This is a genomic window from Sinomicrobium halophytocola (assembly GCF_052983395.1).
The window spans coordinates 90,301-116,646 of the sequence record NZ_JBRKIT010000007.1 but is presented as its reverse complement, the minus strand read 5'-3'; the positions used below and the strand labels follow the sequence as shown (position 1 = coordinate 116,646).

General features: G+C 39.7%; 22 protein-coding genes. 2 read left to right on the top strand and 20 right to left on the bottom strand.

What is annotated here, in order from left to right; translation table 11 throughout:
• Nucleotides 1-231: 231 nt before the first annotated feature.
• From ACVBDY_RS01945 to ACVBDY_RS01920, 6 genes are all read right to left on the bottom strand, one after another.
• Entirely contained in the window at nucleotides 232-1,155 is a 924-nt protein-coding gene (locus ACVBDY_RS01945) for a hypothetical protein (RefSeq protein WP_447173785.1), read from the bottom strand.
• Between the two features lie 7 nt (nucleotides 1,156-1,162).
• Nucleotides 1,163-2,284: a hypothetical protein gene (locus ACVBDY_RS01940; RefSeq protein ID WP_447173784.1), complete on the bottom strand. Its 1,122-nt coding sequence runs from the start codon at nucleotides 2,282-2,284 to the stop codon at nucleotides 1,163-1,165.
• Between the two features lie 246 nt (nucleotides 2,285-2,530).
• Nucleotides 2,531-3,457 (bottom strand): hypothetical protein, encoded by a 927-nt coding sequence (locus ACVBDY_RS01935; RefSeq protein WP_447173783.1) that lies wholly within the window; start codon nucleotides 3,455-3,457, stop codon nucleotides 2,531-2,533.
• A 52-nt stretch (nucleotides 3,458-3,509) separates the two neighbouring features.
• On the bottom strand, nucleotides 3,510-4,400 hold the full coding sequence (locus tag ACVBDY_RS01930) for a hypothetical protein (RefSeq protein ID WP_447173782.1): 891 nt from the start codon (nucleotides 4,398-4,400) through the stop codon (nucleotides 3,510-3,512).
• A 35-nt stretch (nucleotides 4,401-4,435) separates the two neighbouring features.
• Nucleotides 4,436-5,275, bottom strand: a complete 840-nt coding sequence (locus ACVBDY_RS01925) for a hypothetical protein (RefSeq protein ID WP_447173781.1) — start codon at nucleotides 5,273-5,275, stop codon at nucleotides 4,436-4,438.
• 92 nt (nucleotides 5,276-5,367) lie between these two features.
• Nucleotides 5,368-7,812, bottom strand: coding sequence for a hypothetical protein (locus ACVBDY_RS01920; protein WP_447173780.1), 2,445 nt, complete (start codon nucleotides 7,810-7,812; stop codon nucleotides 5,368-5,370).
• 75 nt (nucleotides 7,813-7,887) lie between these two features.
• Here ACVBDY_RS01920 and ACVBDY_RS01915 point away from each other — a divergent pair, with 75 nt between their 5' ends.
• Nucleotides 7,888-8,163 (top strand): hypothetical protein, encoded by a 276-nt coding sequence (locus ACVBDY_RS01915; RefSeq protein WP_447173779.1) that lies wholly within the window; start codon nucleotides 7,888-7,890, stop codon nucleotides 8,161-8,163.
• Nucleotides 8,164-8,170: 7 nt separating this feature from the next.
• On the opposite strand, the gene ACVBDY_RS01910 is transcribed toward ACVBDY_RS01915, so the two are convergent.
• From ACVBDY_RS01910 to ppk1, 13 genes are all read right to left on the bottom strand, one after another.
• A complete protein-coding gene (locus ACVBDY_RS01910) occupies nucleotides 8,171-8,653 on the bottom strand; it encodes a DUF4280 domain-containing protein (RefSeq protein ID WP_447173778.1) in 483 nt (160 codons plus the stop codon).
• Nucleotides 8,654-8,664: 11 nt separating this feature from the next.
• The gene (locus ACVBDY_RS01905; RefSeq protein ID WP_447173777.1) at nucleotides 8,665-9,441 is read right to left on the bottom strand and encodes a hypothetical protein; all 777 of its coding nucleotides are present in this window, start codon (nucleotides 9,439-9,441) and stop codon (nucleotides 8,665-8,667) included.
• A 15-nt stretch (nucleotides 9,442-9,456) separates the two neighbouring features.
• The gene (locus ACVBDY_RS01900; RefSeq protein ID WP_447173776.1) at nucleotides 9,457-11,265 is read right to left on the bottom strand and encodes a type VI secretion system Vgr family protein; all 1,809 of its coding nucleotides are present in this window, start codon (nucleotides 11,263-11,265) and stop codon (nucleotides 9,457-9,459) included.
• Between the two features lie 17 nt (nucleotides 11,266-11,282).
• Nucleotides 11,283-11,786 carry a DUF6843 domain-containing protein gene (locus tag ACVBDY_RS01895; RefSeq protein WP_447173775.1) on the bottom strand — a complete coding sequence of 168 codons (504 nt, stop codon included), beginning with the start codon at nucleotides 11,784-11,786 and terminating at the stop codon, nucleotides 11,283-11,285.
• Nucleotides 11,776-12,558, bottom strand: coding sequence for a hypothetical protein (locus ACVBDY_RS01890; RefSeq protein ID WP_447173774.1), 783 nt, complete (start codon nucleotides 12,556-12,558; stop codon nucleotides 11,776-11,778). The genes ACVBDY_RS01895 and ACVBDY_RS01890 overlap by 11 nt, the downstream gene beginning before the upstream one ends.
• An 11-nt stretch (nucleotides 12,559-12,569) precedes the next feature.
• Nucleotides 12,570-12,965 (bottom strand): type VI secretion system tube protein TssD, encoded by a 396-nt coding sequence (gene tssD, locus ACVBDY_RS01885; RefSeq protein ID WP_447173773.1) that lies wholly within the window; start codon nucleotides 12,963-12,965, stop codon nucleotides 12,570-12,572.
• Nucleotides 12,966-13,377: 412 nt separating this feature from the next.
• A complete protein-coding gene (gene tssD / locus ACVBDY_RS01880) occupies nucleotides 13,378-13,764 on the bottom strand; it encodes a type VI secretion system tube protein TssD (protein ID WP_447173772.1) in 387 nt (128 codons plus the stop codon).
• Between the two features lie 439 nt (nucleotides 13,765-14,203).
• Nucleotides 14,204-15,511 (bottom strand): TolC family protein, encoded by a 1,308-nt coding sequence (locus ACVBDY_RS01875; protein WP_447173771.1) that lies wholly within the window; start codon nucleotides 15,509-15,511, stop codon nucleotides 14,204-14,206.
• A gap of 11 nt (nucleotides 15,512-15,522) precedes the next feature.
• Nucleotides 15,523-18,594 carry an efflux RND transporter permease subunit gene (locus ACVBDY_RS01870; RefSeq protein WP_447173770.1) on the bottom strand — a complete coding sequence of 1,024 codons (3,072 nt, stop codon included), beginning with the start codon at nucleotides 18,592-18,594 and terminating at the stop codon, nucleotides 15,523-15,525.
• 23 nt (nucleotides 18,595-18,617) lie between these two features.
• Nucleotides 18,618-19,673, bottom strand: coding sequence for an efflux RND transporter periplasmic adaptor subunit (locus ACVBDY_RS01865; protein WP_447173769.1), 1,056 nt, complete (start codon nucleotides 19,671-19,673; stop codon nucleotides 18,618-18,620).
• Between the two features lie 952 nt (nucleotides 19,674-20,625).
• Entirely contained in the window at nucleotides 20,626-20,865 is a 240-nt protein-coding gene (locus ACVBDY_RS01860; protein ID WP_447173768.1) for a hypothetical protein, read from the bottom strand.
• Nucleotides 20,866-21,095: 230 nt separating this feature from the next.
• Entirely contained in the window at nucleotides 21,096-21,425 is a 330-nt protein-coding gene (locus tag ACVBDY_RS01855) for a YegP family protein (protein WP_447173767.1), read from the bottom strand.
• A gap of 63 nt (nucleotides 21,426-21,488) precedes the next feature.
• Nucleotides 21,489-23,504 (bottom strand): polyphosphate kinase 1, encoded by a 2,016-nt coding sequence (gene ppk1, locus ACVBDY_RS01850; protein WP_447173766.1) that lies wholly within the window; start codon nucleotides 23,502-23,504, stop codon nucleotides 21,489-21,491.
• Between the two features lie 283 nt (nucleotides 23,505-23,787).
• Here ppk1 and ACVBDY_RS01845 point away from each other — a divergent pair, with 283 nt between their 5' ends.
• Nucleotides 23,788-24,498, top strand: coding sequence for a hypothetical protein (locus ACVBDY_RS01845; RefSeq protein WP_447173765.1), 711 nt, complete (start codon nucleotides 23,788-23,790; stop codon nucleotides 24,496-24,498).
• Between the two features lie 611 nt (nucleotides 24,499-25,109).
• On the opposite strand, the gene ACVBDY_RS01840 is transcribed toward ACVBDY_RS01845, so the two are convergent.
• Nucleotides 25,110-26,093: a GlxA family transcriptional regulator gene (locus ACVBDY_RS01840; RefSeq protein ID WP_447173764.1), complete on the bottom strand. Its 984-nt coding sequence runs from the start codon at nucleotides 26,091-26,093 to the stop codon at nucleotides 25,110-25,112.
• Between the last annotated feature and the right edge of the window lie 253 nt (nucleotides 26,094-26,346).

The following is a 26,346-nucleotide window of genomic DNA, read 5'->3' as shown; positions in this document are numbered from 1 at the left end:
TTAATCATATTTCAAAGGGAACTGAAAACTCCTATTCTATAATGTATTTGTTTCCAAGTTCCATTTCTTTTTCAAGAATAATCTCTCTTCGTTCCGGACTTACCTCATAAAAAACAAATAAAACAAGTGTTGATATTATCAAAATGAAATTGGACGATTTCATGGTTTTATATTCTACTTTACTCCCGTAAACATTCTCTTGTTACCAACACAAAGAAAGCTAGATGTTTATTAATTTAAGGAAGTAATTAGTGAATTAATCCTAACTATTCTTAGATCCTTACTATCCTTAGGCTTATGTAGTACTATATAATTCAGATACAACTGATTTTCATCTTTATTTTCAGCAACTAAAACTCCTTGTCCCAAATACTTGTTATCCACTCTCTCTAAGGCAACTGCCCTGCCATCACCTAATATTCTGATCTTATATTTAGAAATTGGCAACATATTCCCTTTATAAGATTCATATATTTCAAGGAGGTTATTTATATAGTCTTTTTTCTTATCTTCATCAAAATAATTTGCAATAAAAACTTCGTTATTAACTGCCTCAATTTCTTTCATAAAAGAATCCACCTTCCCAAAATTTAATTGATCATGCAACTCCTGAAACTTTTCAATTACTGTCTTTTCCAGTTCTTCTTTATCCCATTGGGTTAAATCCTCCGATTTTTCCCACCCTTTAAGCTTGAAAGGGAGATCCGCATTAAATTTCCATTCTTTTTCAATATATGGAACTTCCTGATCTATTTTGTCAAACTTTAAAGGCATCACTGTATCAAAATCATTGGTTTCGCTATTGACTTTATAGATTGCACTTTGTTCTTCAAGAATGTTTAAATCCTTTTGCTTTAATAACCCATTATTATAATCCTTCGGCGCAAAGATTTTTATCCTGACAGATTGTTCTCCGTTTTCCAATATGAAATGATTTATTCTTTCCGGTCCAGCCATACCCGTTCTCATTTCCTTTGCAATGACCATATCATTTACTATCAATTCAAAAGGAAATGTAAAATTATAATTGATGTAATAAATATTTTTCATTACTTCTTTTCTTATGTTTGTATTACTAGTAAAATATTCACTATTTTTTTTAGTTTGATTACAGGAAATAAGAAAGAATAATACCAGGACAATTGTTTTTTTCATTGTTATACTATTTGTGTTCAAAATTGTTCTCAAAGATATTAACTTCACTTTCATAATCAGGCAATATATTAAATGTACTTTCCTTCGGCTTTCCACTGAATCCTGCTTTGGCCCATACCTTTAATGTAAAACCAGAGAAATAAAAATCAGAGGTAAAATTACTTTTATCACCAAAATTTTTACCCAAAGTTACACTAACATAAGATTTTCCTTCTGCTCCTATACTCAATTCTCCCTTTTTCTTCTCTGCATTTTCTCCAATATCCCCTTGAAACGTTTTACCTTGTGTACTTTCTATCTGTAGAGAAAAACCGAAACTTGCCACCAACTTGCCCTCTATGATTCCTTTTAATCCTATGGAACCATTGTATCTCCCATTTTCAAAATTATACGTAATATTTGCGGGCTGGTTGGCATCATCATCCTTTACATTTGCATCTACTAACAAAATCTTGGATGTCAATTGAAAGTACAATTCATAACTTATTTCAGCTCTTCCTCCCGAACAAAAATTAATTAACCAGCTTGCAATATCTAAAGCATCAATAATAGCCCCCCAAGGTTTGAATTTACTTCCCAGAGCTAATAAGTCCAATTTTACATTGGCGCCAATTAAGGGGTCTGCAATAATACGCCCCTCTAATTCGTATCCAGCCTGATAGTTTTCTGTGAGACCATATCCTATACCTACTCCTACCGATGGTGCCATAAGCTCAAAACTCATAGGAAGAGCATTCAAGCGTGCCAAAATCCCATTCCCACCACTTCTTCTTATTCGTGTCTCTTCTCTTTTAGCATCAGAAACCCCCAGATCCGAATCCAATTTATTTACAATCCATAAAAGAGGAGCCAACATTTTACGATATTTCTCTGCAAATTTATCGCCTAGTTTAAACTTACTCCCCCCATTGATCTCGCATTCTACATAAAGTCCAAAACTGGTTTTGCGGCCAACTTCATGTTGTAAGTCGTTCGTAATTAGGTTGTCCAGTATCTCTTTTCTCGTGCTATTGTTACTGGTATTAACATCCCCCTCATTAAAGCCGCTGTAGTAATCCTTTAGTTCCGTTGTTCCTTCATAGTACAACGGTGAATCTATATTATAATTAAAGTTAAGTACCCATTTCATATCCGGGTAAACATGAAGCTTTACCACCTGGTTTGCATACCTACAGATGTCTATCGGAAACACCAGGTATTAAATCAAGGGAAATTGCTACTAAATTAGAAATTCTTTTCACTACCTACCTTCAGATTATCGTGTATTCCTTCCTCAGAAATCATCAACCATATTAAGGGGAAGTACAATCTACTTAAATATATTTTACCGACAGTAAACAGGTTTATTAAGATTATTTCTACGGCCAACCGTAGTTTATTTTCTAATAATCACAAAATCATCCGACCCTTTGGGTTTATACAATAAAGCTTGATATCCCACTTTTTTATTTCCAATACTCGCAATTAATGGGGAACCTATTCTGTTTCTACTATAAACACGTTCTAAACAAACTAATTTTCCATTAGCATATAAACTTAGCCTATAACCCTCTAAAGGCAACATGTTTCCTTTACACTTTTTAATTAAATTTTGTTTTCTTTCCACTGAAGAATACCATGCTATATCATCATCATAGGTAGCTATCTGTACTTCTTCATCTTTTTTCTTTCCTAAACGCAAATACTCTTCAACATTGCCATTATTAAGAAGGTTTCTTAAATGATCATAAAATGAGACGACCTCTTTTTCCAAATCCTCTTTATCCATTTGGGACAAGTCCCGTCCGTTACTCCACCCCACTAATTCATAGGGGAGATCTTTTATATCTAACTCAAATTTCTGCTCCCAATACGGTACTGGTTCTGAAGGAGCCTGCACCTCTAACTCACTGTTTTGATAGTCTATTTCTCCTTCATACCCCATTGCAGCATCGGCATTTTTCACATAGCTTACAAAAAATATATTCCATTTAGAATCTTTGCTATGTATTACATGCTCCGGGTATAATAATCCGTCTTCGGTATCGGGTCGGGGGAGATAACGGACCGTCAATGTATGGTTTCCATTCCTTAAAAGATATTGATTTAGTTCTATGGTAGAATTCATGCCACTTTGATATACCTGTTCAACCGGTATATCATCTATGAATATTTCATAGGGGGTTTTGGCATTTACGTTTATGGCATAGGTTATTTGCTTGTTTTTAGGAGGACGATTTACTTGTGAAAATTCGTTTTCTACATTTTGCGTATAGCCATTAGTCAAAACCAGTATGCCACAGATTAATAATTTTAGATGCATTACTAGATATTAAAAGAATAAATAGTTAACCTCCTTAATGACAAATGGAGTATCACCGGATAATTTCCAAATCTTCTGTTCCAATAGGTATATGAAGCAATATATCGTAGGTAATTATTTCATCTTCGAAACCTTCTTCCCTTATCTTTGTTCTCAATGCCGATTCTCCATCCGGGTATTCTAAAGTAACCAGTCTGTTATTTCCGTAAAATTTCAGAATAACCGTATCGTCCAAAGGTATTACTTCCTCATCCTCTTCGATTTCCATAAAATCTTCACGCCCTTTTATGTCTTCTTTCTTAAGAAATAAAGAGGTATATATTTCCGTATTTTTTTTTCCGGACAATTCCAAAAGTAATTTGGTATCCTTATTTGCCAGTATTTTTTGGAGTTCTCTAAACTTTCTAAATACCTTCTCTTCCAAATCATCTACTTCTTTCAAATTTCTGGATTTAAGCCAACCGCTTAAATGGTATGGTACCTCCGCTTCAAACTCTCCTTCATACTTCCAGTATGGCACACCATCCCCTGGGATATTTATCTGAGGTAATTCAAAAATGACTACTTCATTTTGACTACTTGTGCTCCATGCATCAGGCAAATAACTTACTTTAACACTTAAAATATCTTTTTGTTCCTGCTTTATTAACTGCTTCCCCATAGGAGGATAAGCATTAACTTTTATGCTTTGTTGACCACTTTCCAGAATGGCAGTATTAATCGGTACTGCTGACGATATTCCACCCTCTTCATTCAGAAATTTAACAACAGGTACATCATTAACCAGTATTTCAAAGTTAATAGTACTTCCGGTATTACTAAATTCTATGCTATAATATGGACGTTCTTCGAAGCAGTTTATTTGCGGGAATTCGTTTTTTATATTTTCCGTATAACCATTAGTCAAAAACAGTATGCCGCAGATTAACAGTTTTAGATGCATTACTAGATTTCAAAGATTATTCACCATCTTTTTTATTATTTACGTATAATCTGAAAAGTATCACTACCTTGAGGTTTGTGTAAAAGAGTACCAGTAGAAGTTATTGAACCATCTGGGGTTTCTCGGATTAAAACATCCCAACCTTTGTTTTCACCATCAATACGTTCCAATCTGACCAATTTACCATTTCCATAGACAAACATTTTATATTTTTCTATAGGCCACATATTACCTTTGGCTTCGGTTTTTAGTATTTCTATATCTTCAGCCCTCGTTTCTTTCATTTCTGACTCTGAATAATATCCATATATTGTTGTCTCTTTATATTTTTGCTCTTCAAATTTAAAAAACTCATCCACCTTACCGGTATTGAGCAAGTTTCTAAGCATGTTATAACAGACAACAACCTCTTTTTCAAGTTCTTCCGAATCCATCTCTCTTAAATCCTGACTTCGACTCCAGCCGTCCAGTTCATACGGCAATTCTGTTATCTCAATTTCCCATAGAGTTTCCAATACGGGGACAGAACTTTCAATCTTGGGGAATTCCAGTTTTTGCAATTCAGTATAATTTTTAGCTCTGCTCTGCCCAGGGATATTTTGCCTTTCAAAACGAATCAGTTTTATATATGAATCTCTTATATCGTCAGGCCTTATGGAATCCTTTCCTTTATGGGGAAGCAACCTCACCGATATTTGATGCTTACCGTTTTTTAATAGATAGGGATTAAGATCAACAAACGAACTCAAAGAGTTATTGTACCATTTTTCGATTGCTATATCATCTAAATATATTTCATATTTAGTATACATCTGGACATCCAGTCCATACATTATAGGGGTTGCTTGAGTCATAGTACTGTCTTTCTGTTCCATATTCGGTTCTTTTATGTCGTCGGATTTCACCTCCTGTTTACAACCATTGGTACTGCCGAATAATAATAATACCGAAATAAATATTTTACTGATCATGCTTTAAACAATTCAATTTTTGGCCCTTTTACACCACTTAATAACGGGATTTTATGGGGCTTGTCTTCTCTTTTTGGATTTCTAGAATTTTTATCACTTCTATTTAACTCAAATCGAATGAACACCAAAGCTTCCAATCCTTCAAAATCAAAATCAGCAGGACAGGAACGTTCTCTGTCACTATAGGCAGCATAAGCCTTAAATTTAGCTTTACCTTCTGCATGAATTTTTCCTTGACCCTCAATATTAAACGCATCAATTTTAACACTTCCACCAGCCTCTAGTCCTATTTCAAAAACAGCCTCAATCGCAATCCCCGGTCCTTCCCAACCGTCAATACTATGATAAGCTACAGGTTTTACCTCTATATTAGCCGCTGTATATACCACAATATCGATATAATATTCTATATTAACAGCTCCAAAAGTAAGTAAATTTATTCCGTCAATAATACGGTTAAGCGCAGTAATAAACTGTCCCGCTACCGGAAGTGCCTGAGCAAAGAATAGTAAATCCAACCTGCCCTCAGCTGACAAAAAAGGTTCTGACTTAAATGCAAGTTTAAGATACCAACCAATGGCTTCCTGCTGCGTTTTAGAGGGTGTGTATTTACACCATATTCCTCCGGAAAATGCCGGCCTGTGTACTTCTATACGTACTGGCATTCCTCTTCCAACACGCGCACCCATCTTGGAAGACTTTGCTGCCGGAAGACTTTCCTTACTCTCGTCGGACATCAATAGCTTATTCAGCGCTTCATAGGCCTCCAAACAAAAATTGATCGTACGGAAAATTGGTTGCTTATTATTAAATGTTACATCATAAGACTTGCCATTCACCTTAATACCAACAACCACATCAAGAGTGTAAGCTGAAGATTTCTTCATCAAAGCCCGCTCTCTACCGTATTTTAATCCGGCTTTTTGCTTGTCTTTACCCGTATGATACTCTCTACTTTTATAATTTTTATCTTGTTTTACATATACCGGCCTATCGGTATTGAATTTAAAATTAACGTACCACTCCACATCAGGATACACCTGTAATTTTACCACCTGGTCCGGATATCTGCAGGTATGTATAGGCACGTAATAGGACTGAGTATCGTTTTCCCACAAAAATAAATATCGAACAATCCAGGCCAAATTTATCAACTCATCTGTCCATTCCCCCAATGTATTTCCCAACCATTCTTCCGCCCGTGTATCATAGCTTCTGTTATACGGATATTTCAGATATAGCTCTATTCCTTTATCCGTAAATTTATAATTACTCCTTAGACTTTGGTTTCCCTCACTTTTCTCTCCCTCTTCTAACCATTGTTCAGTTGCGTCATCCTTAATACGGATGACATCCTCTATAGAAGCATGTTCCCGCCCCCCTATTTCTAAGCATTGAACCGGAGTACCTGCATGAGATAAATTGTCTAATGTTATGGCAACAGTTTCTGCTTTATTGTCTCCGGCAATGACTCCATATATCAGATTGGTTTTATCCTGGACACCCTTATCTTCTATTTCTGCAAATACAGGAACGACATCTTTATCCCCAACTTTTAAATTGATCGCAGTATATTTACAAAATTCGAATTTGGGTGCTTCAAAACTTCGATCCAATATAGCCGCCATCTTATCCCCTACTTTAGTTTTCCTTCGATCTAAAATATCGGCAAAAGTGTCCCAAGGAACGAGGAAGGTATTGGTAGTCCGGATGGTATCCCCGATTTCCTTTTTTCTATAGGCAGAGGCCAACATCAGGGCTCCCTTATTCAATTGGTCTGCAATATTAAAAGATTGATCCGGTAATGCAAAATCACGAGGATTGGCCCTGTTATAACTAACCAATACCATTTGATCATTCGGAGCCTGAATTTCCGTCCCAACTTTCTCCCCGTATTTCATTTTGGTGAGGGCCTCATTGGTAAGTACCCCAACAGGTAATTCTTCATTCGTCTTTTCACCTTCTACAGCATTGGGGTTAAATTCCATATAAGGCTGTAACTCCGCATAAAATTCCTCTTGTGTATTCGGTTTATGGCCAACTTTATCCCGCCATTCTTCCATTACCGGAATATTGAGCTTTGTCAGGCCATTAAACGTAACCGGATCACTTTTTGAAGCTTGCCTGTAAGTAAGGGTATCTGAAACAGCTTGATTGTTTTTTGCCGCAAATACGGTAATTTCAAAAAGACCGTAGTTATGATAGTCCAGGGTCAAATCCGGTAATCTATGGGTTTCCAGGTACAGGGGAATCGTTTCACCATATCTTACAATATCTCTTTCTCCGGAATAAACCTCCGTTTTAGGGAAAACTTTATGTTCGGCAGCGTCAAAACCGGCCTGCATTACCTCCGGATCATCGGTAAAAATCACATAAATTCCCTTGGGATTAGAACTCTCAGGATATTCGGCCTGATATACAAAGGCTTCAAGCCAATACAATTTCCCCAGGTTTTCATTTTCACCTCCGACTATTCCAACCTGTGTTGTCGTGGCATAATCCTGTAAACTTTCGCCATGTCTCAGATCTATAGGAACTTTTTTTCCACTGGTCCAGTTACGATACTCCCAGTTCCCATCCTCGGTTTCTTTGGTCCCAAAAATCCATTTGGTTTTTTCATGGGTTGCCCGGACATTTTGGGTGGTATCAGACAATACGGTGGTAAGGGAGGCATTTTTTCCTCGCTCTATAATGAGAAGCTTGTGTTGTTTGCCATTAATGAGTACATTATCTTTAAAAGTAATGCCTTCCGTGTTTTGACCCTCTATAAGTTTTATGGTTTGGATGCCTAAAGACATATTATTCTGATTTTAGCTCTATTCCCTCAAAAGGTCCGACTTTATTCAATTTTTTAACTTCTACAAGAGGATTCAACTCTTGCTGTACTTCTTCATCGGCCTTTTCAGCATTCCCGGGGTTTACCGTTGCCATCTGGCCGGTAGTTGTAAACTCTATACAAGGACTTCCTGCTACAGCGCAGGTAGCCTTGCTTTCTTCGGTCAATATCTTGCCGCCATTCTTTAAAACAACTTTATCATAAAAATCCTTCCATTGTGTAACAGCCGGTTTGCAAGGGTTATTGTTCATCTTCTTACAAGATCCGAACGTGCCCGCTTTTAAAGGACTCCCCAGGTCCATGGTATTGCCCACCAGCTTTTGGGAAGAACTGCTATCGTTGATATAATACTTATCCTGGCTGCTCACTTTCAGAACATCCGGTGTCGTACCGAATTTGCACTGACACATGGCCCCCTGGCATACCAGGTATTTTTCACTACTCATACTAATTCATTTTAGTCCCTTTCCGCTAAATGATATGCTTCCAGAGAAAATGACCTCTTACCTTTATGTTTAGAATACATGTCTCCGCGGCCTATAATCGAGTGCAGGAATCCGGAATCCTTATAGAGCTGGTACCGGATATCCACATTTCCCGAATATTCATCTTCCACTTCTTTGGTATCTTCTGTATCTCCAAATATTTCTCCTCTTTGCATCACCATTACGGTCCCATAAGGGGTATAGGCTTTGCTTGTCTCTTCTTCTACATTAAATACTGACCTTCTCTTATCCTCCCCTAACGAAAGGGATATCTTTTTCTGTGTATTTTCTCCCAGGGTCCTGCTCACAGTACATGATTCTATAAAAAGGCTTAAAAAAAGACTTTTCTGTACACTCTCTGCAAATAAAACCGGGTCATTCAAAGTTTGTTCCATGGACTTCAAATAGCTTTCTACTGTCTCCCCTTTATAGCTCTGTGTGATCTTGTTTTTGACCTCCGTATATCTCTTTATGGTTTCTTCCCTGCTTTTTATGGTATTTTTGTTTCCTGCTTTTTCAATTAGCAAAGGGTATACAACTTGCCCCAGATCATAAGCCATCCTATCCATAATGGTAGCAATACCTTTACCATTGATAAACATATTCTTCCGAAATAATTCAAACCGCCACCCCAAATCCAATTTGGTATAATTCACCTCCATTTCATATTGCAGGATGGTTTCCTTTTGCTTATCCCGCTGAACTTTCTGCCTGATCCCGTATATTTTTTTGGTAGTACCTATATCCACTCCAATACACAGAAATTAAAACAGGTTTACTTTATCATTACTTTGTACATCCACTGATTTATCTGAAAACAGGGTCATATTCTGAGCTGTACTGCTGATGGACACCTCTTCTGCTGAATGTTGTGTTTTTTTAGCATTCACAACAATATTTTCATCCACAATCTCATTCTTATTCCTGGCCATCGTATTGTGGTTTTCGGCGGCACTATCACTAATATTTTTTGCACTATTGGTAATTTCTTCTCCTGCTTTTGTGGTAATGTTTTCACTGGCGAAGATCTCCACGTTCTTCCCGTTAAGGGTTATGGTTTCGGGCGCATCTACTTTTATGTTACCCTCTCCATCCATAAACCAGGTATTCCCCGAAGGATCTTCGATAAAAATACTGCCTTCAGCATCGTTCATTTTTATTTTGGTACCGCTGCGGCTGTGTATTACTTTGAGATCGTTATTTGCCGTCGCGTACCCGCTTTTCTGATTTCCGTTATACATGGTGCCTACCACATAAGGCTTTTCCGCATTCCCTCCTTCGTAAGCCACCAGGACTTCTTCCCCGGCTTCGGGAATAAAATAAAATCCTTTGTTTCCGCCCCCGTGAGGTTGTACCATCCGTATCCACGGGCTTTCGTAATCCCAGTGAAATTTAACTTTTACACGCCCCAGGCCTTTCGGATCGTTATTGTCGGTTACTACGGCAGGTTGAGTTTCTGCTACGGGCGGATTCAGCACATCGGTATACGGAGGGGCTTCTACCGTATCGGGCACAGCATTGAATTCATTGGTATAATTACCGGTTTCATCGCATATATGGGTTATGGCGGTGATGTAGTAACTTCCGAAAGAATCTTCTTTTACCCCATCGGCCATGTCACCGGTCAGGGAAAACATCGGTTCTTTGATACTTACCATATCTCCGAGACGCAAACCGGTTTCGGTGGAAACTCCTTTGGCTACAACCAAACCGGCCGTACGGCCATGCAATTGTGTTTTTACCCTGTCATGCAAATGGCTTTGGGCATTACCCGCGCTTATCGGGTGATGATAATACATAGAAGCCCCGTTATCCGTAAAGACTTTTTGGGAAGCCCGGACCATAGCCTGTGCCAATCCCCTGGTCTCATATCCTACTTCACCTGAGCTTATGGTTTGGGTCTGCGCATTTTCGGGATCATATCCGGTATATTGAAAACTCAACGGCTTTATACTCATATGCCGGTTGAATTTGGTGATATTCTGTCCGTACACCAGGGAAAAAGACTCGGATTTAGGCCTTCCGAACACCAACTCGGTACCGTTGTAATAAAACCATTCTCCTTTTTTCCCAGCCATACGACAAAGAAATCCGAAATCGCTCTCCTTATATTGTACGGTATAATCGAGAGCGGTATCCCTGCTGATCTGCAGGTTCAGGTTCATACTTTCCTTTAGCGGACCAAGCGTATCCTGTACGATAGCCGACAACTCTTTACTGATGTGTGACCGGGTATTGGGAATGCCATCCAGTTTCACCGTGGGGCTCGTCCCGGAAATAATAATCTCTCCTGCAGCTCCCCTGCTCCGGTCCACACTGACATCAGTGATCAGTCCTTTGAACACTAACGGAGAAGTTTCTTTCTGAAGATTCTTGGATTTTATTTCTATGTGAACAGGCTGCCCCATATAATCCTGAGCTTTATCAATAGCTGAAGATATAAATTCTTTAGGCAAAGATTGTTTTATCGAAAATATATGATGTGCCCGGAGTTGCTGTGCGATGGCAATCGTAGAAAACCTGGTTAACAGTTCTCCGTTTATAGCTATCCTGATATTGGTCTGTATGGCCATAATACAATGTGTTTATGTTATAAACCTTCCCTGGTTTGTGAGGTATCCACTAATTTTACAATGTCAAGATTTTCGGCTTCTTCATAAGCCTCATCTATCTGATCTTTGGTGCCTATGTAGTATTGCACAAATCTAATTCCCTCTTTCCCTTCACTATCTCTACTGGCATAACCACTAGATCCGCCTGTAACTATTACAGTATCCGCAGGAAGTTCCCTGTCCATAGTAAACCGAATTTCATTTTCCTGATCGATATTCCGATAATAAAATTTTGGGAAATCCGACCAGCCCGGGTTAGTTGGAAATTTTGACAACAATATCCCGTTCGAAGGTATCCTGTATATTCGGGCTTTATCCTTGTATTCCTTTTCTGCTCCGTTTTCCTGATCGTAAATAACCAAAATATAGCCGGTATAATTTTCCGGCACTACGAATATAGCTTCCTCACCGGAAGGTCCGCACCCTGCAAAAACGGATAGTGCTACAAACAATAACACCGGGATGTTAATTTTAAAATTCATCTTGAATATATTTATTCCATTCGTCAATAGTATAGGTCTGATCACCCTGACGGACACTAGTAAAATTACCATTACTGTCAAACATAATTTGCATATCTACATTAAACAGCGGATTTTTATTATCCCCGAAAAGACTGTGTATTCCCCCGGACTCCTGCTTTGCCCCTAAAAATACTTTGGTCATTCCCGACTGGTCTGCCACAAAAGCTTCGGCGCTGGGAAAACTGTCTCCCGTAAAAGAGCCTTTGATGATCAGCATGCCTTTCTCCTGGTCTTCTGTTACGGATAAAGTGGAATGTACATCAAGGCTCGGGGTTATAAAGCCTGGTGTAAGAGGGTCTTTGCCATAGTGTTGAAAGTCAAAAGATGCTGTCCCTCCGGAAAAAACCTTATCGCTAATCCTGGATTTTGGAATTCCTTCATCCACCTGTGGAGGAACGTATGGCTGCCCGGGCACAGGAGGAGTTCCATAGAACAATGTGAAGTCACTTCTGGACTGCGGGTCGGTAATCATACCTTCCATGGGGTCAACTATAAAAGTACTCCTTACTCTGGAGGTTACATTTTCACCTATATCCAAAGAAGGCCCTCTCCCATCTCCCCTGAAAAATACCCCTGTAGTCGGAGAAGCTATAAAAGATCGTATATGGATACGCCACGGCCATTCTCCATGGCTATGGAGTGTAAAATTTAAAACTCCGCGATAGCCTACACGGGACAATTCTTCGATCCATCCCAAAGCCTCTTGGGCGGCGTGTACACTTATATCCATTATGCTATCATTTATAATGCTACCGGCCAGTTCTTATCAAACCGCGAACCGTTGATATTGATCTCCTTGGCTACAATGGTAATCTCTGCACGCATGGGCAGGGAATCATCGGAATCAAAGGCTTCTTCATACGCCACACAGTAAGCTTTTTTAAATTGCAATCCTCTCATTTTAGACATGCCATCCCTTCGGTAAAACACAAACTCGCCATCCCTTACCTGGCTCGGGTTCCGCATCCAATCAAAAAGCGAAGTACTTTTTGTCAGTTCCACCAGCACCCGGATACGCCCGCCCCTGGGGTCGGCTGCCGGTCTGTCGCTATGATCCGTATCCTGAACCATAGACATTCTGTACCGCAGTACGATCATTTCTTCACCATCAATGGTCAGTTTTGATAAAAAACTCATAATTAAAGTATTATTTCTGTACAGATTGTGTTTAATTTCTCCATAAAAGTACGCCTTTATACCATTAACCCCTATCCCCGAAACCCGGTATTTTCCACGTACATATTTCAATGCTGCCGGATACATCTTCAAAGCCCCGGATATCCCTCAAAAAGGAATTCCTGGAATCAATTTCGTACACTGAGCATAGCGCGAAAATTACGGGCAGGGGTAAGTTAATAACACTGTAACTCCATATATCCGGGTATATGAAACACTCGGTCTCATCCCGGAAAACAGAACTAAAACTTTTCGGACAATTTCTATAATATAAATGTAAGATTGGGGGGGTAAATAAAGGGGAGGGAAACAACCATCCCCTTTTAAGTAATATTTGATCGGCTCGCTTATTACTGCTATAGGAATGAATGTTTTATACCCATTCGTTAATGTGCTCTCCGCCACCACTGGCAACAGCGCGGCATGATATGGTAAATGTTTCTGTTAAAGGATTGTCTCCGGAAGCGTCGAAGTTCTCTTTATACTTCACAAGGTAACCCTCGGTGAAATTCACTTCCCTGAGTTTTGCGTCGGTGTCTCGTTTAATATAGGTAATTACACCGTTTTTACGTTCAAAGTTATTGGTCATCCATTCGAAGAAAAAAGAATCTCCTGTAGATTCCACAGTCATGTTAATACGCCCGCCACGCGTTATTGATGAAGGACGACCGGTAGCATCTACTTCCTGTGCCAAATCGTAATTTGCACTTAAAATGTTGACTTTCTTTCCGCCAACGGATAATGTTGCTTTAAATGACATAATACTAAAATTTAAAAATTAAGGTTAACTAATAAAAAATACCAAATCAAATATTGAGTTACATACAGCCTGCAAGATATTAAATGCGAACGTATTATGCAAAATTTGACGTTAAGAAAGTGTTGTCTTTCCGTTTTCCTTCGTAGGAATTATTTTATGAACGACAGGGTAAAAGGACTGAATACCGGGGAAATGGCCTCTGAAATGCAGCAAGAAACAAGTTGTTCATCTTGTACGAAATGCGACTTTAAAACACGCATATTATCGCATTTAGAAAGAAATTATCGGCTATATATCGGTTAAAAAAGGTTTCTTTAAAGAAGCCTTTGGAAAACAATCAATTACTACGGACAAATATTCATGGGTATACAACAGCGTAAAATTCCGTTTTGCCAAGAATACACCAATAATGAAAATATCTTCATTATCCATAAGCGTATCAGAACGACAGGCTACCGGAAATGGCTTTCAAGGTAATTTCGGATAACTTCGCCTGAAGCATTGCTTCACTATGCCGTAGCCGGGCATTGATATAATTGAGCTGTGCTGTCCTGAATTCAATTGTGGGAATAGTACCTATTTTATACTTTTCCATTGTAATATCCAGGTTTTCTTTAGCGATATTTTCATTTCTGTGTTCCAAAACGATAAGTCCCAGATTGGTCTGATAGGTCTGAAAAGCTGTCCCCAACTGTGACGATAATGCCTGTTTCTGTTGCTCGATCATTAATTGATTATTGTCAATGGCAATTTTGGCAATTTTTTCATTACGGTTCTGGTTAAACCCATCAAAGACATTAAGGCTCACACTAAAGCCGTAATTCCAGCCATAGGACGATGAATTTGTAGTAAAGCCCAGACTGGACTCCGACCTGGCAAAATTATATCCCGTAGAGGCGACTATAGTAGGATAACGTCCTGCCTTTACCTGCTTAAGCTCGAGTTCAGCAATTTGTTTATTAATAATCTGGGCAAGGAGTTCGGGGTTACGTTCTTTGGCAAGGGCTTCGAGTTCAGGCAAAAACAAATCCTTATCCACACCAATTTCGTCAACTACCTGAAAATCGGTTTTACTGTTGCGGGCCAAAAGTTCATTCAACTGTATTTTAGTATTGTTGTACGACTCTTTTTGTTTTAATTTAAGTGTCTGGTCCGTATTCAAATCGACCTGAGCATTCAGCAGTTCGAGTTTCGAGGCTTTACCGATAATAAAACGGTTTTTCGCCAGCTCTACCCGTTGTTCGGAAATTACCAGGGTACTATCCAGCACTGCCAGTTGTTGTTGTTGTTGTACCACATCGTAATAGGTGATCAGTACATTGCTCACATTGGTCAGTATGGCTCTTTTCAACTCGGTACTTCCCAATTTTTCCAGTTCCACAAGCTGCTCATGGCGGGCGAACATCCTTAAACCGTCAAAAACAGTCCAATCCAATGCCACACCGTAATTAAGACTATTATTCTTTGCATTGGACAAGGACATTTCCGTCCCGTCGGTCCTGGTCTGGTCCAGGCTCTGGATACTATTATTATCATTGAGTACCAGGTTGACCTGGGGGAGCATTCCGGCAAATCCTGCACTTACCCCCAATTGGTCGGATTCATAGGAATTTTCAGCAAGGCGGATATCATAATTGTTCTCCAGGGTAATCCTTATGGCATCTTCCGGTGTTAATATATCCTGGGCTCTTCCTTTTATAACCAGGAAACCGAAAATGAAATATATAGACAGTATTCGTTTACTCATGACATTATTTTTTACACGGCATCAAGTTCCGGACGATGTTTTTTATCCCTGGACCACAGGGCATAGATCGCCGGGATAACAAAAAGTGTCAGTATAAGTGAAAACAGGGACCCACCAATGATAACGACACCCATACCTATACGGCTGGTAGAAGCTGCTCCCAATGAAAGTGCTATGGGCAACGCCCCCAATATAATGGTAAGACTGGTCATTAATATCGGACGCAGACGCGACTCAGCCGCTTCGATAATAGCCTGTGATTTTGACATTCCCTCTTCCCGGAGCTGATTGGCAAATTCTACGATAAGAATACCGTTTTTGGTAACAAGCCCTATCAGCATTATAGTACCTATCTGGCTAAATATGTTCCAGGTTTCACCCCAAAGCCACAGTGAAAATAAAGCACCGGCAACGGCCATAGGGACGGTAAGAATAATGATAAACGGATCGATAAAACTTTCGAATTGTGCTGCAAGAATCAGAAAAATAAGTAACAGGGCCAGGCCGAAAGCATAAGAGGTATTGGAACTACTTTCCACAAAATCCCGTGATTCACCTCCGAGGTCTGTAGTAAATGAATCATCAAGCACCTTTTCCCTGATCCTTTCCATAGCCTCTATACCATCGCCAATAGCTTTCCCATTGGCGAGGTTGGCCGAAACGGTGGCAGAAAGATAGCGGTTATGGTGGTATAGTTGGGGCGGACTACTATGTTCGCTTACATTAACAAGGTTGTCCAGCTGGATCAACTGTCCGTCTTCGTTCCTTACAAATATAGAAGTGAGATTTATGGGGGCGTTCCTGTCTTTTTTGTCAAATTGTCCTATGACCTGGTATTGTTTTCCGTTCATAAGAAAATAACCGAAACGTTGTCCACTCAGGGATAATTGCAGGGTTTGTGCGACATCAAGGACTGAAACCCCCATGCTTTCTGCTTTTTGCCGATCGATATCTACATAAATTTCAGGTTTATTAAACTTAAGATTCACATCGGTAAAGGAAAAGGTAGGGTCTTTTTCCACTTCCTGCATAAATTCGGGAATTTTCTCCTCTAGTTTCTCAAAATTAGGTGCCTGGATAATATACTGGATAGGCGGACCTCCGCGACGGTTTACCGATATGGTAGGTTTTTCCGAAACACTGGTTTTTGAGCCGACATATTTTTTTGCCCACGCACCTAAAGCCACAGCAATTTCGTGTTGGGACTTATCCCGTTCCTCGGGTGGCACCAAGGCTATATGAGCCCGTCCGCTATTGACGGATGAAGTTCCAAAGCCGGGAGAAGTGAGTACGAGACTCACTTTTTTTTCAGGGATGGAATCATTGATAAGTTTGGTGATCTCAGTCATATACCTGTCCATATACTCATAGGAAGAGCCCTCGGGAGCTGTCACATTGAGACTGACAAAACTTCGGTCTTCATACGGAGCGGTCTCTTTAGGCAGAATGGCATAGAATAACCATATCAGTCCCAGGCATACAAGCAGGACAGGAAAGCTTAACCATTTGCGTTTCATAAAGCTTTTGAGTGAACTGGCATATCCCTTATTCATCATTACAAAATAAGGCTCAGTTATTTTGTAAAATTTCGATTGTTTCTGCTTACCGGGCTTCATCAAATAAGCGTTGAGCATAGGAGTAAGCGTTAGCGAAACAAAAGCGGATATCAGTACGGCAGCCCCCAGCACCACACCAAATTCCCGGAACAACCTCCCTACGAATCCTTCCAGAAATATTACGGGCAGGAATACCGCGGCAAGTGTAATGGAAATGGAGATCACCGCAAAAAATATCTCATTGGCTCCTTTTATGGCGGCTTCTATAGGACTCATTCCTTCCTCTACTTTTTTATAAATATTTTCTGTCACCACAATTCCGTCATCCACCACCAATCCCGTTGCCAATACAATTGCCAGGAGCGTCAGTACATTGACCGAGTATCCCAGCAACCACATAATGAAAAACGTTCCGATAAGAGACACGGGGATGTCCAGAAGGGGACGCAAGGCCATTGACCAGTTCCGGAAAAAGATGAAAATAACGAGTATTACCAGAACTATGGAAATAAGCAAAGTCTCCGCTACTTCTTCTACTGCCCTTTTCACAAAAACCGTATCGTCGATTACCACATTCAGCTTAAATCCTTCAGGGAGGTCTTTCTGAAGCTTTTCGTATTCTTCATAGAAGGCTTCCGCTATTTCCAGGTAGTTGGTGCCCGGCTGCGGAACAACGGCGACAGCTACCATAGGCTGGCCCGAATCACTCATCTTGGTCTCCATGTTCTCCCCTTCGAGAGCCGCCTTACCAACATCACTGAAACGCACTGTTCTGTCTCCTTCGGCACGAATAATAATATCATCAAATTCTTCTTCGGTAGAAAGGTTCCCTATAGTTCTTACGGTGAGTTCGGTATTGTCCCCGGTGAGTTTCCCCGAAGGCAATTCCACATTCTGAGCCAGCAATGCATTTCTGACATCTCCTACGGTAACTCCATAAGAAGCCAGTTTTACAGGGTTGATCCACAAACGCATGGCATATTTGCGTTGCCCCCATATCTGCACACTACTGACCCCGGGAATGGTCTGCACCCTTTGAGCAATTACATTATCGGCATAATCGGAAAGTTCCAGGATATTTTTAGTATCGCTCTGTATGGTCATGGAAATGATACGCTCCGCATCCGCGTCGGCCTTCGTCACTACCGGGGGAGCATCGATATCTTCCGGCAGGTTCCGAACTGCCTGCGATACTTTATCGCGAACATCATTGGCTGCTTCCTCGAGGTTTTTATCCAGGTTGAATTCAATATTGATCCGGCTGGACCCCTGGGTGCTGGAAGATGTTATATTTCGTATACCGTCAATGGAGTTAATTGCTTTTTCGAGCGGTTCGGTGATCTGGGATTCGATAATATCCGCATTTGCACCGGCATAATTGGTCTGTACGGAAACCTGTGCAGGGTCTATAGAAGGAAATTCACGTATTCCCAAATACATATAACCGATAATCCCAAAGAGGATAATGAGAATATTCATTACCAGGGCAAGAACCGGGCGTTTGATACTAATAGTGGATAGATTCATCGGGATCAGGTGGTCTGTATCGGTTATTTATCTAGTGTTACTTCTACCGGCGTACCGTTATCCAACGCCATAACACCATAAGTTAAAATCGTATCTCCCGGTTTCAACCCGGAAATAACCCGCACGTCACTTTTGGTACGTGAGCCGGTTTTAACTTCAACAGCTCTGGCTTTACCGTCCTGAACAATGAAAATCTCCTTTCCGTTCTGAATGGGAATCAGCGCCTCGGTGGGGACCATCAACGCATCCTGCACGACTTCAAGAGGAAAATTCACATTTACAAACATACCGGGATACAAGACCCCGTCACTATTGTCTACGATAGCCCGCATTTTCAATGTTCTCGTTGTAACCTCAACTTCCGGCTCTACGGCATAAATCTTCGCCGAAAAAAGTTTTTCCGTGTCTGAAGTAGTAAATGTGAGTGTACTGTTAACTTTCATCCGGGAAACATACTTTTCCGGAATAGAAAAAGTAAGTTTCAATTGCTCCGTATTTACAAGTTTTGCAATAATCGCAGTAGGGGTGACATAGGTCCCTTTTGATATGTTCCGAAGACCTATGGTACCGGAAAAAGGTGCTCTGACCGAAGTTTTGTATAGTTGGGCGGCAATGAGCTCCGCCTCTGCCGTTGCCGATTGGTAATCTGCACTGGCTATATCGTATTCTTCCTGGCTTATCGCCTGTTTTTCCAGAAGTAATTTTGCCCTTCTCTCATTTTCCGCTGCCAGTTTCTTCGCTGTCTGCACTTTGGAAAGCTGTGCTTTTAATTCAATGTCATTTACTTTAAAAAGCTCTTGTCCCTCGGCTACCACGGCCCCTTCCTTAAAGTAAATATTCTCTACAACTCCCGAAACTTCACTGCGTATATCTACTTGTTCATTAGCTTCCAGTGAACCGGAAAGAAAGAGTTGATCTTCAAACTTCCGGGGCTTTAAAATCATTCCGGCAATTTTCAGAGGAGTCCGGGAAGATATTTGAGGGGTGTCACCCGCCGAATTATTTTTATTAATCCTATAGGCTATGAGTCCGACAAGCCCAATACCCAAAAGGCCGAAAATAATCGTTCGTATTTTCATACAATAGATTAGGTTTGTTATTTTATCGAGTTAGTTAGTAACGGTATTGCTGGTATAATGACGGGTCAAAAACATTTCAGCATTGCAATAATAAGACTTTATAGACCTACAATGGTTTAATATAATTTTAAAATTACCAAGGTTTCACATTTTTTTAAGAAAAAAGTCCTAAATATCCTACTCTGCAATACATATTTACGGCAGTTTAGATGCTAAATTCAAATATCGCGGAGTATCAGGAGCTCATAATATGGTTATACAACCCGGCTATTAAGTTTAACTTTATATCAAAATAGTATCCATAGGGAGTTCTTCCTATACAGATTGACTACAATTTTTGTCTGGCCCACAACTTTTAGGATTGATCCGTTATCGGACAGAGAAGAAAATGGAATACTTTTAAGGACATCCTTTTGTATCAAAATGAAGGGCGTTTAAAACAAAAAAAGCCCTCCGCACACGGCGGAAAAGCCTTTCATTGGTCTAACTACTAAACCTGGGTAAATCCTTGATTTACCCTAAACAACACAACTAAATTTTCAAAGTCAAAAAAAGTTCCTTAATCGCGGAACTCTCTCTTTATTCAGCGGCCCGGACTGAGCCCGGATCAAACCTACAATACTCTTATATCATTTTTTTAAACCAACGTCTTTCCTACTCACCAAATATCACACATTACATCGATTTTCAGACGTTTGCTATAAACGCTGTGCAAAGATACGGGTAATTTTTGTATGTTGAAAATGAAAACTGTTTTTTTAGCTTTTACTACCATGTTTTCCATCGTCAAGCATTTACTTTTTAAAGTACTATTTTCAAGTACAAAAATTACTCTTATGGAAAGTTAGAACTTAATCACCTACAAAATTGTGTAGGCCTCGCCTAACCCGAAACAGTTCGTATTGTATATTCTCCATGGCTTATCTTCGAAAATCTTTAACAAAAAAATCCTTCATACATTTGTTCGCTTTTTTAACTCATAACGAACAGCATTGTATTTAGGGCTAACATGCCTGTTTTCTTTGTCCGGATGCATACTCAATAGCATGGCATGAAGTATTCCGATATCATGGGTTTTTATATGATTATCAATAAACATATTAAATTCTTCGTAATCCTTATTTCCTAAAATCTCTCTGACTTGGAAAAAGACCTGATCATACTTGTCGAGGTTTTGTTGTTGTGTTGACATGACGGGGTGTTTTAGATTTATATAACACTTAAACGCAAAAAACGTATAATATATATATACGTGAATGCGTACCTGCCATAACAAGTTGAAAAGCATATGGTAAGCCTAAGCAGAGGCTACGGTATTCGAAAGTTCAAATATTCAATATCCAGTATGATTAGGGCTGTGAAAATTACTTTACAAAGTAAATAAAAGGCGCTCTATAAAATGCGGCCTGTCATCATCTTCACCTATGTCAAATCCTCAAGAGTTGCTTCAGGTGCATTTTTCTTAACCGAAGCAATCCCTGTTTCCATGGCGCTAACAGAGGAATACATCTCGCTGGTTCCGATAACCTGGCCATTGGAGGATTTTAAATTAAAATACGGACTCCCGCTTTTAGATGTTAAACGTTCGTAATACTTGTCTTCCGGAGCGTGTTTTCTAACTGATTCCACACCATGGGAACAACTCGCCTTTGCTTTATAGCCCTCACTTGCTAAAATGGTTTGCCCATTACCGGCCTTTAACCGAAACCGGAATTCTCTTTTCTTATCCGTGTAAATTTCAAATTTTGCCATAAGTTGATTTTTAAATGAATTCTTTTAAAGGCATCAAAAAAGATTAATAGTAAATTTATATCATTACAATATTGACATGGTTTCTTCCTGAGAATCTATGGTTTTCCCCTGGTCCCTGACATATAGATTGCTTTGGTCAATATCGATCATCCGTGCCTTTACATTATCTGACAATTGCAGATCAATAAACCTTAACAGATAATTTTTGATCTGATGGTCCAGTACAGGAATAATAACTTCAATACGATGATCCAGGTTCCGTGTCATCCAGTCCGCAGAACCGATATACATCCTGCTTTCTTCCCCATACCCGAAACGATAAATCCTGGAATGTTCCAGAAATCTACCTACAATACTGATGACCCTTATATTTTCACTTTGCCCTTTGATACCCGGCACCAAACAACATATTCCCCTTACAATAAGTACGATCTCCACCCCGCTGTTGCTCGCCCTGTACAAAGCTTCAATCATATCAGGATCTTGTAAGCTATTCATTTTTAAAAAAATATATCCTTTTTTAGCTCCCCGGGCTTTTTCTATTTCCCCCGCTATCAGTTTCATAAATTTCAGGCGCGAATTGAAAGGGGAAACCAGAGTGTGTTTAACCCGGGGTATAATCAGATCCCTGCTCAGCACCTGAAAAACATCATCTATTTCATCCGTAATTACGTCATTTGCAGTAACAATCCCCAGATCTCCGTAAATACCGGAATTCTTCTCATTAAAATTGCCAGTCGCTATATAACCGTATTTTTTTATCTGACCCCGGTCGTCTTTCTTCCGGATCAATAAAATTTTGGAGTGCACTTTGATCCCCGGAAAACTGTAGACTACCTTTGCTCCCTTCTCTTCAAAGGCCCTTCCCCAAAGAATATTGAATTCCTCATCGAAACGGGCCTGTGCTTCTATAAAAAGAAATACATTTTTTTTGTGCTCACAGCACTTCATCAGGGCATGCAGAAGCCTGGATTCCTTACCCACCCGGTAAAGGGAAATCTTAATATCCGTAACTGTTTTATCGAAAGCTGCTTCTTCGATCAGTCTGACCAAAGCATCAAAAGAATGATACGGAAAATGCAGCAAGCGATCTTTCTCTTCGATAGCTTGGAAAATATCTCCCCCCTCACCCCATTTTGAGTTTTTTCGTTCCAAAGCATCAAATTCAAGTGATCCGTCCAAAAGCCGCGGAAAATTGAAAAAATCCTTGAAATTATGATAAGTCCCACCCATTACCAGATCGACCTCATGAATCTCCAGTGCTACTTTCAGTTTTGTCTTGAGATACTCGGGGATAGATTTATCGACAAGTAAGCGGGTAGCCTGCCCCGTTTTTCTTTTACCCAGGGCATTGTATATCGCATCAACCAGTGTTCCCGAATACTCATCCTCCAGGTATAATTCCGCATCCCTGGTCAGTTTAACGGCATACATATTCCTGATTGGCTTGTTTTTACAAATTTTGTTCAGATTGTCCCTGAGAATATCATCTATAAAAGTGATGAAAAATTTTCCGTCATTCGAAGGCAATACAACAAACCTGTCTACCTCCGCAGGAAACCGGACTAAGGCAGGGGTGGTATCTTGTTCAAATTCAACAACCATGGCCATAGCTTCACTGTCCAACGCTATCGCTTCGATGGACATCTCATCAAAATAATGGATATCCAGCCTGCTCGCAAATGTCTTAAAACAGGCCGAGGAAAATGCCTTCTGTTCTTTATTGAATTCACTCCGGGCAATGATACAAATATCATTTTGTTTTAACTCCGGGATAATTTGATCCCGGTAAATCTCTCCGAACCACTCCTGTTGCTTCTCTACTTGACTTTTTATTTCCTTAATAAGTTTGTTGGGTTTAGAGATCAGCTTTCTCCTAAAATCCCGATCCAGCTTTTTCAATTGCCTGATTGCCGATACCCGGACTTTAAAAAACTCATCGAGATTGGAAGAAAAAATGGCCAGGAATTTTATACGTTCGTACAATGGATTCCTGGTATCCGCAGCCTCCTGTAATACACGGTGATTAAATTGCAACCAACTGAGATCGCGATTGTAAAACTTAGGTTCGCTCAACATATACCTGATTAGATTGGAGAAAGATAGATAACAGTTTTCTTTCTTTCTTAAACTTAAAGTTAATTTTCTTCCTGATGACCAAATTAAAAATAAGGTATTTCCTGTCGGATATCTATAAACTTAGCGTCTTTTTCCTCATATTCTATCCGTTATATTTTACTGTATTTTAATTTATTAACCTATACTTTACAATAGATTTTATATTGAGACCTATATTAGTAAGCAATTAATGTAATACCAGATCAATTTTAGTATGTGCTACACTATCTTAATGGCGTAAGAGATGAAAAAAAAGAAAATAGTCTGTTTGTTTATTCTTTTGGTTTATACGGCTCTTATAAATGCTGCTTTTAGTAATACCCTGAAAACACCACCCTCTCCTGGAAACATGCAAACGGAAGAACAGTGGTTCTTTAAGGCTATATCAGCATACCCTGTCTCCGTTACTTTTGAACCGGTGGTATTGTTTAAAAATGGAGAATACCTGGAAGTCGGAATAACTCCTATAACATCCCTGAACATTGAAAAATCCAAAGTGGAAAGGCCCAAAGCCTGGGGAAAATGGAAAAAGGAAAACGACACATATTACCTCACCAACTACAAAGGAAAAACCTATGATTACAAAACAGGTTCCGGAAACTGGTTTCCCGCATTTCGATATGGCAATGATGTGCAACTGGCACGGTCATATAAAACTACTAGTTCTACCGATGTAGAATCTGCAGCTACCCTGGCCATTTCAAAAATATCCTTTATCGATGATCGGCATTTTGTGGAAGGAAACAATACGGGGACTATTGCCCCGGCATCGGCAGCGTGGAAAGAAAATAAGCATACAGGGACATACACCATTCGAGGCCATACACTTATTTTAACCTTTGCTGACGGGAGGCAGGAACAACGTTCTTTTGCTTTGGGAGCATCGGGAAACCCGGCCAGGCCGGATACAAAAATGATTTTTATCGGCGGGGACGCTTACCTGGCTGAAAAATAAGTTTTTTATTATTTTTCACATGAAGGGGGCTTATTCTCATTTGCTCATGACATACTTTTCCAAGCCAGTGCTTTTTGCTTGTTTTAAACAACCGGCAATCACCCTGGCATTGTAGTGCTCCTTCCTGATTGGTATGCGTGTAGTCTCTCGGAAAGAACTCCTTAACTTTGTCTTTTCTCATCTTTTCATAGGCGATGGCAATGCAATCGTTCAAATCAATAAACCAGGCTTTTTATCCATCCTCCGGTTTACATTTGTTTCAACCATTTTCGGCTTTAGTAGTGGAAATGAACTAAAAAGCGAAAGGCATGGAAAATTGTGTTGAAGAAGATGTATCTCATATTCGTACTAAGGTAGCAAATGATATGGGAGTAAAGTAACCGAACCTGCACATTCGTTCTTTGTAGAGGAAAAAAGGTCAAAATCAAAGAGATTTTCCTTATCCGAAATATGGAGATTTATTACCGGGCGCAATTAGCTCCCGTTTTTTATAATAGAGGATTTTTATATCATTTCGGTCTTTCCACATATAGGGCCTTAAATGACCGACTAAAGACTCAAAAACGACAAGTAATCACAACTTTGTATCCCATGTAATAGAACCAAATATTTCACTGAACAACTGCTTCCTTATTATATTTTCTTTTATAGGCTACCGGCGATATTCCCGTAATTTTCCGAAAGACTTCCCGGAAGGCCTTTACATCAGAATACCCCACTTCATACATAATTTCATTAACGGTTTTACGGGTGGTCTCTAATGCTTTCTTGGCCGATTCTACTTTTACCCGTTGCGAATACTCCACAGGGGTATTGCCCGTAGCCTTGACAAACCTGCGATCAAAATTTCGGCGGCTAACCGAAAATCTGGAAGAGAGGTCTTCGATAGCTATCTTTTCATGCAGGTTATCTTCCAGGTATTGCTGTGCTTCTTTTATCATATCATCCTCGTGTTGTTTCTGTCCGGTAAATATGATAAATGCCGACTGGCTTTGCCTGTCCATTTCAATCTGAAAGATTTTAGAACAAAAAATAGCCGTTTGTCGGTCATAATATTTTTCGACGAGATAGATCATGAGATTAAGGAAGGAATATGCTCCTCCGTTAGTGTAAATTCCGTTTTCATCTGTGATCAGTTTATCCGGCTGCAAGTCCACTTTATCAAACATCCTTCTAAAGTCTTCTGCAGCCTCCCAGTGCGTAGAGCAACGTTTTCCATCAAGCAGGCCGGAAGATGCCAGTATAAATGCGCCCGTACATATACTGGCCACTTCCGCCCCGTTTTTATATTGCTTTACAATCCAGTTAATAAGTGTCTCATTGCCTTTTAGAGTACCTTCAAAATTATGGTTTACCGAAGGGATGATTATAAGATCGGTTTTTGTTATGGCCGAAATATTGACATGAGGTTTGACAGAAAAAAGTCCTTTATAAAAATCCACTTCCCTGGGAATCCCTGCCAGGTGAATGGTAAACAGTTCTCCTTTACCGGCTTCTTTCCAATATGTATTGGCCCTGCTAAATATTTGATAAGGGCCTATTAAACTACTAAGGTTGTCCTGTCCTTCAGGTATTACTATGGTCAAATGTTTCATAGTTGTTTGTTTTTATTGTTAGTTAGACAAATTCGCCTTAAATCTTTATCAGTCAACCCTTGTCCCGATGGAACCTGAGATCTTCAGATCAAGTATTACCAGGTATGTTTAAGGGTTATTTTAAAACACGATGGTTTCACTTCTACTCCTTTTGGGAAAGATAGTTATTTGTTTTGTCCAAATCAACCCGTTACAAAGTCTATTTTACACCCTAAATAGGTGATTTACGGACAGTATATTTGTTCTATGTAAT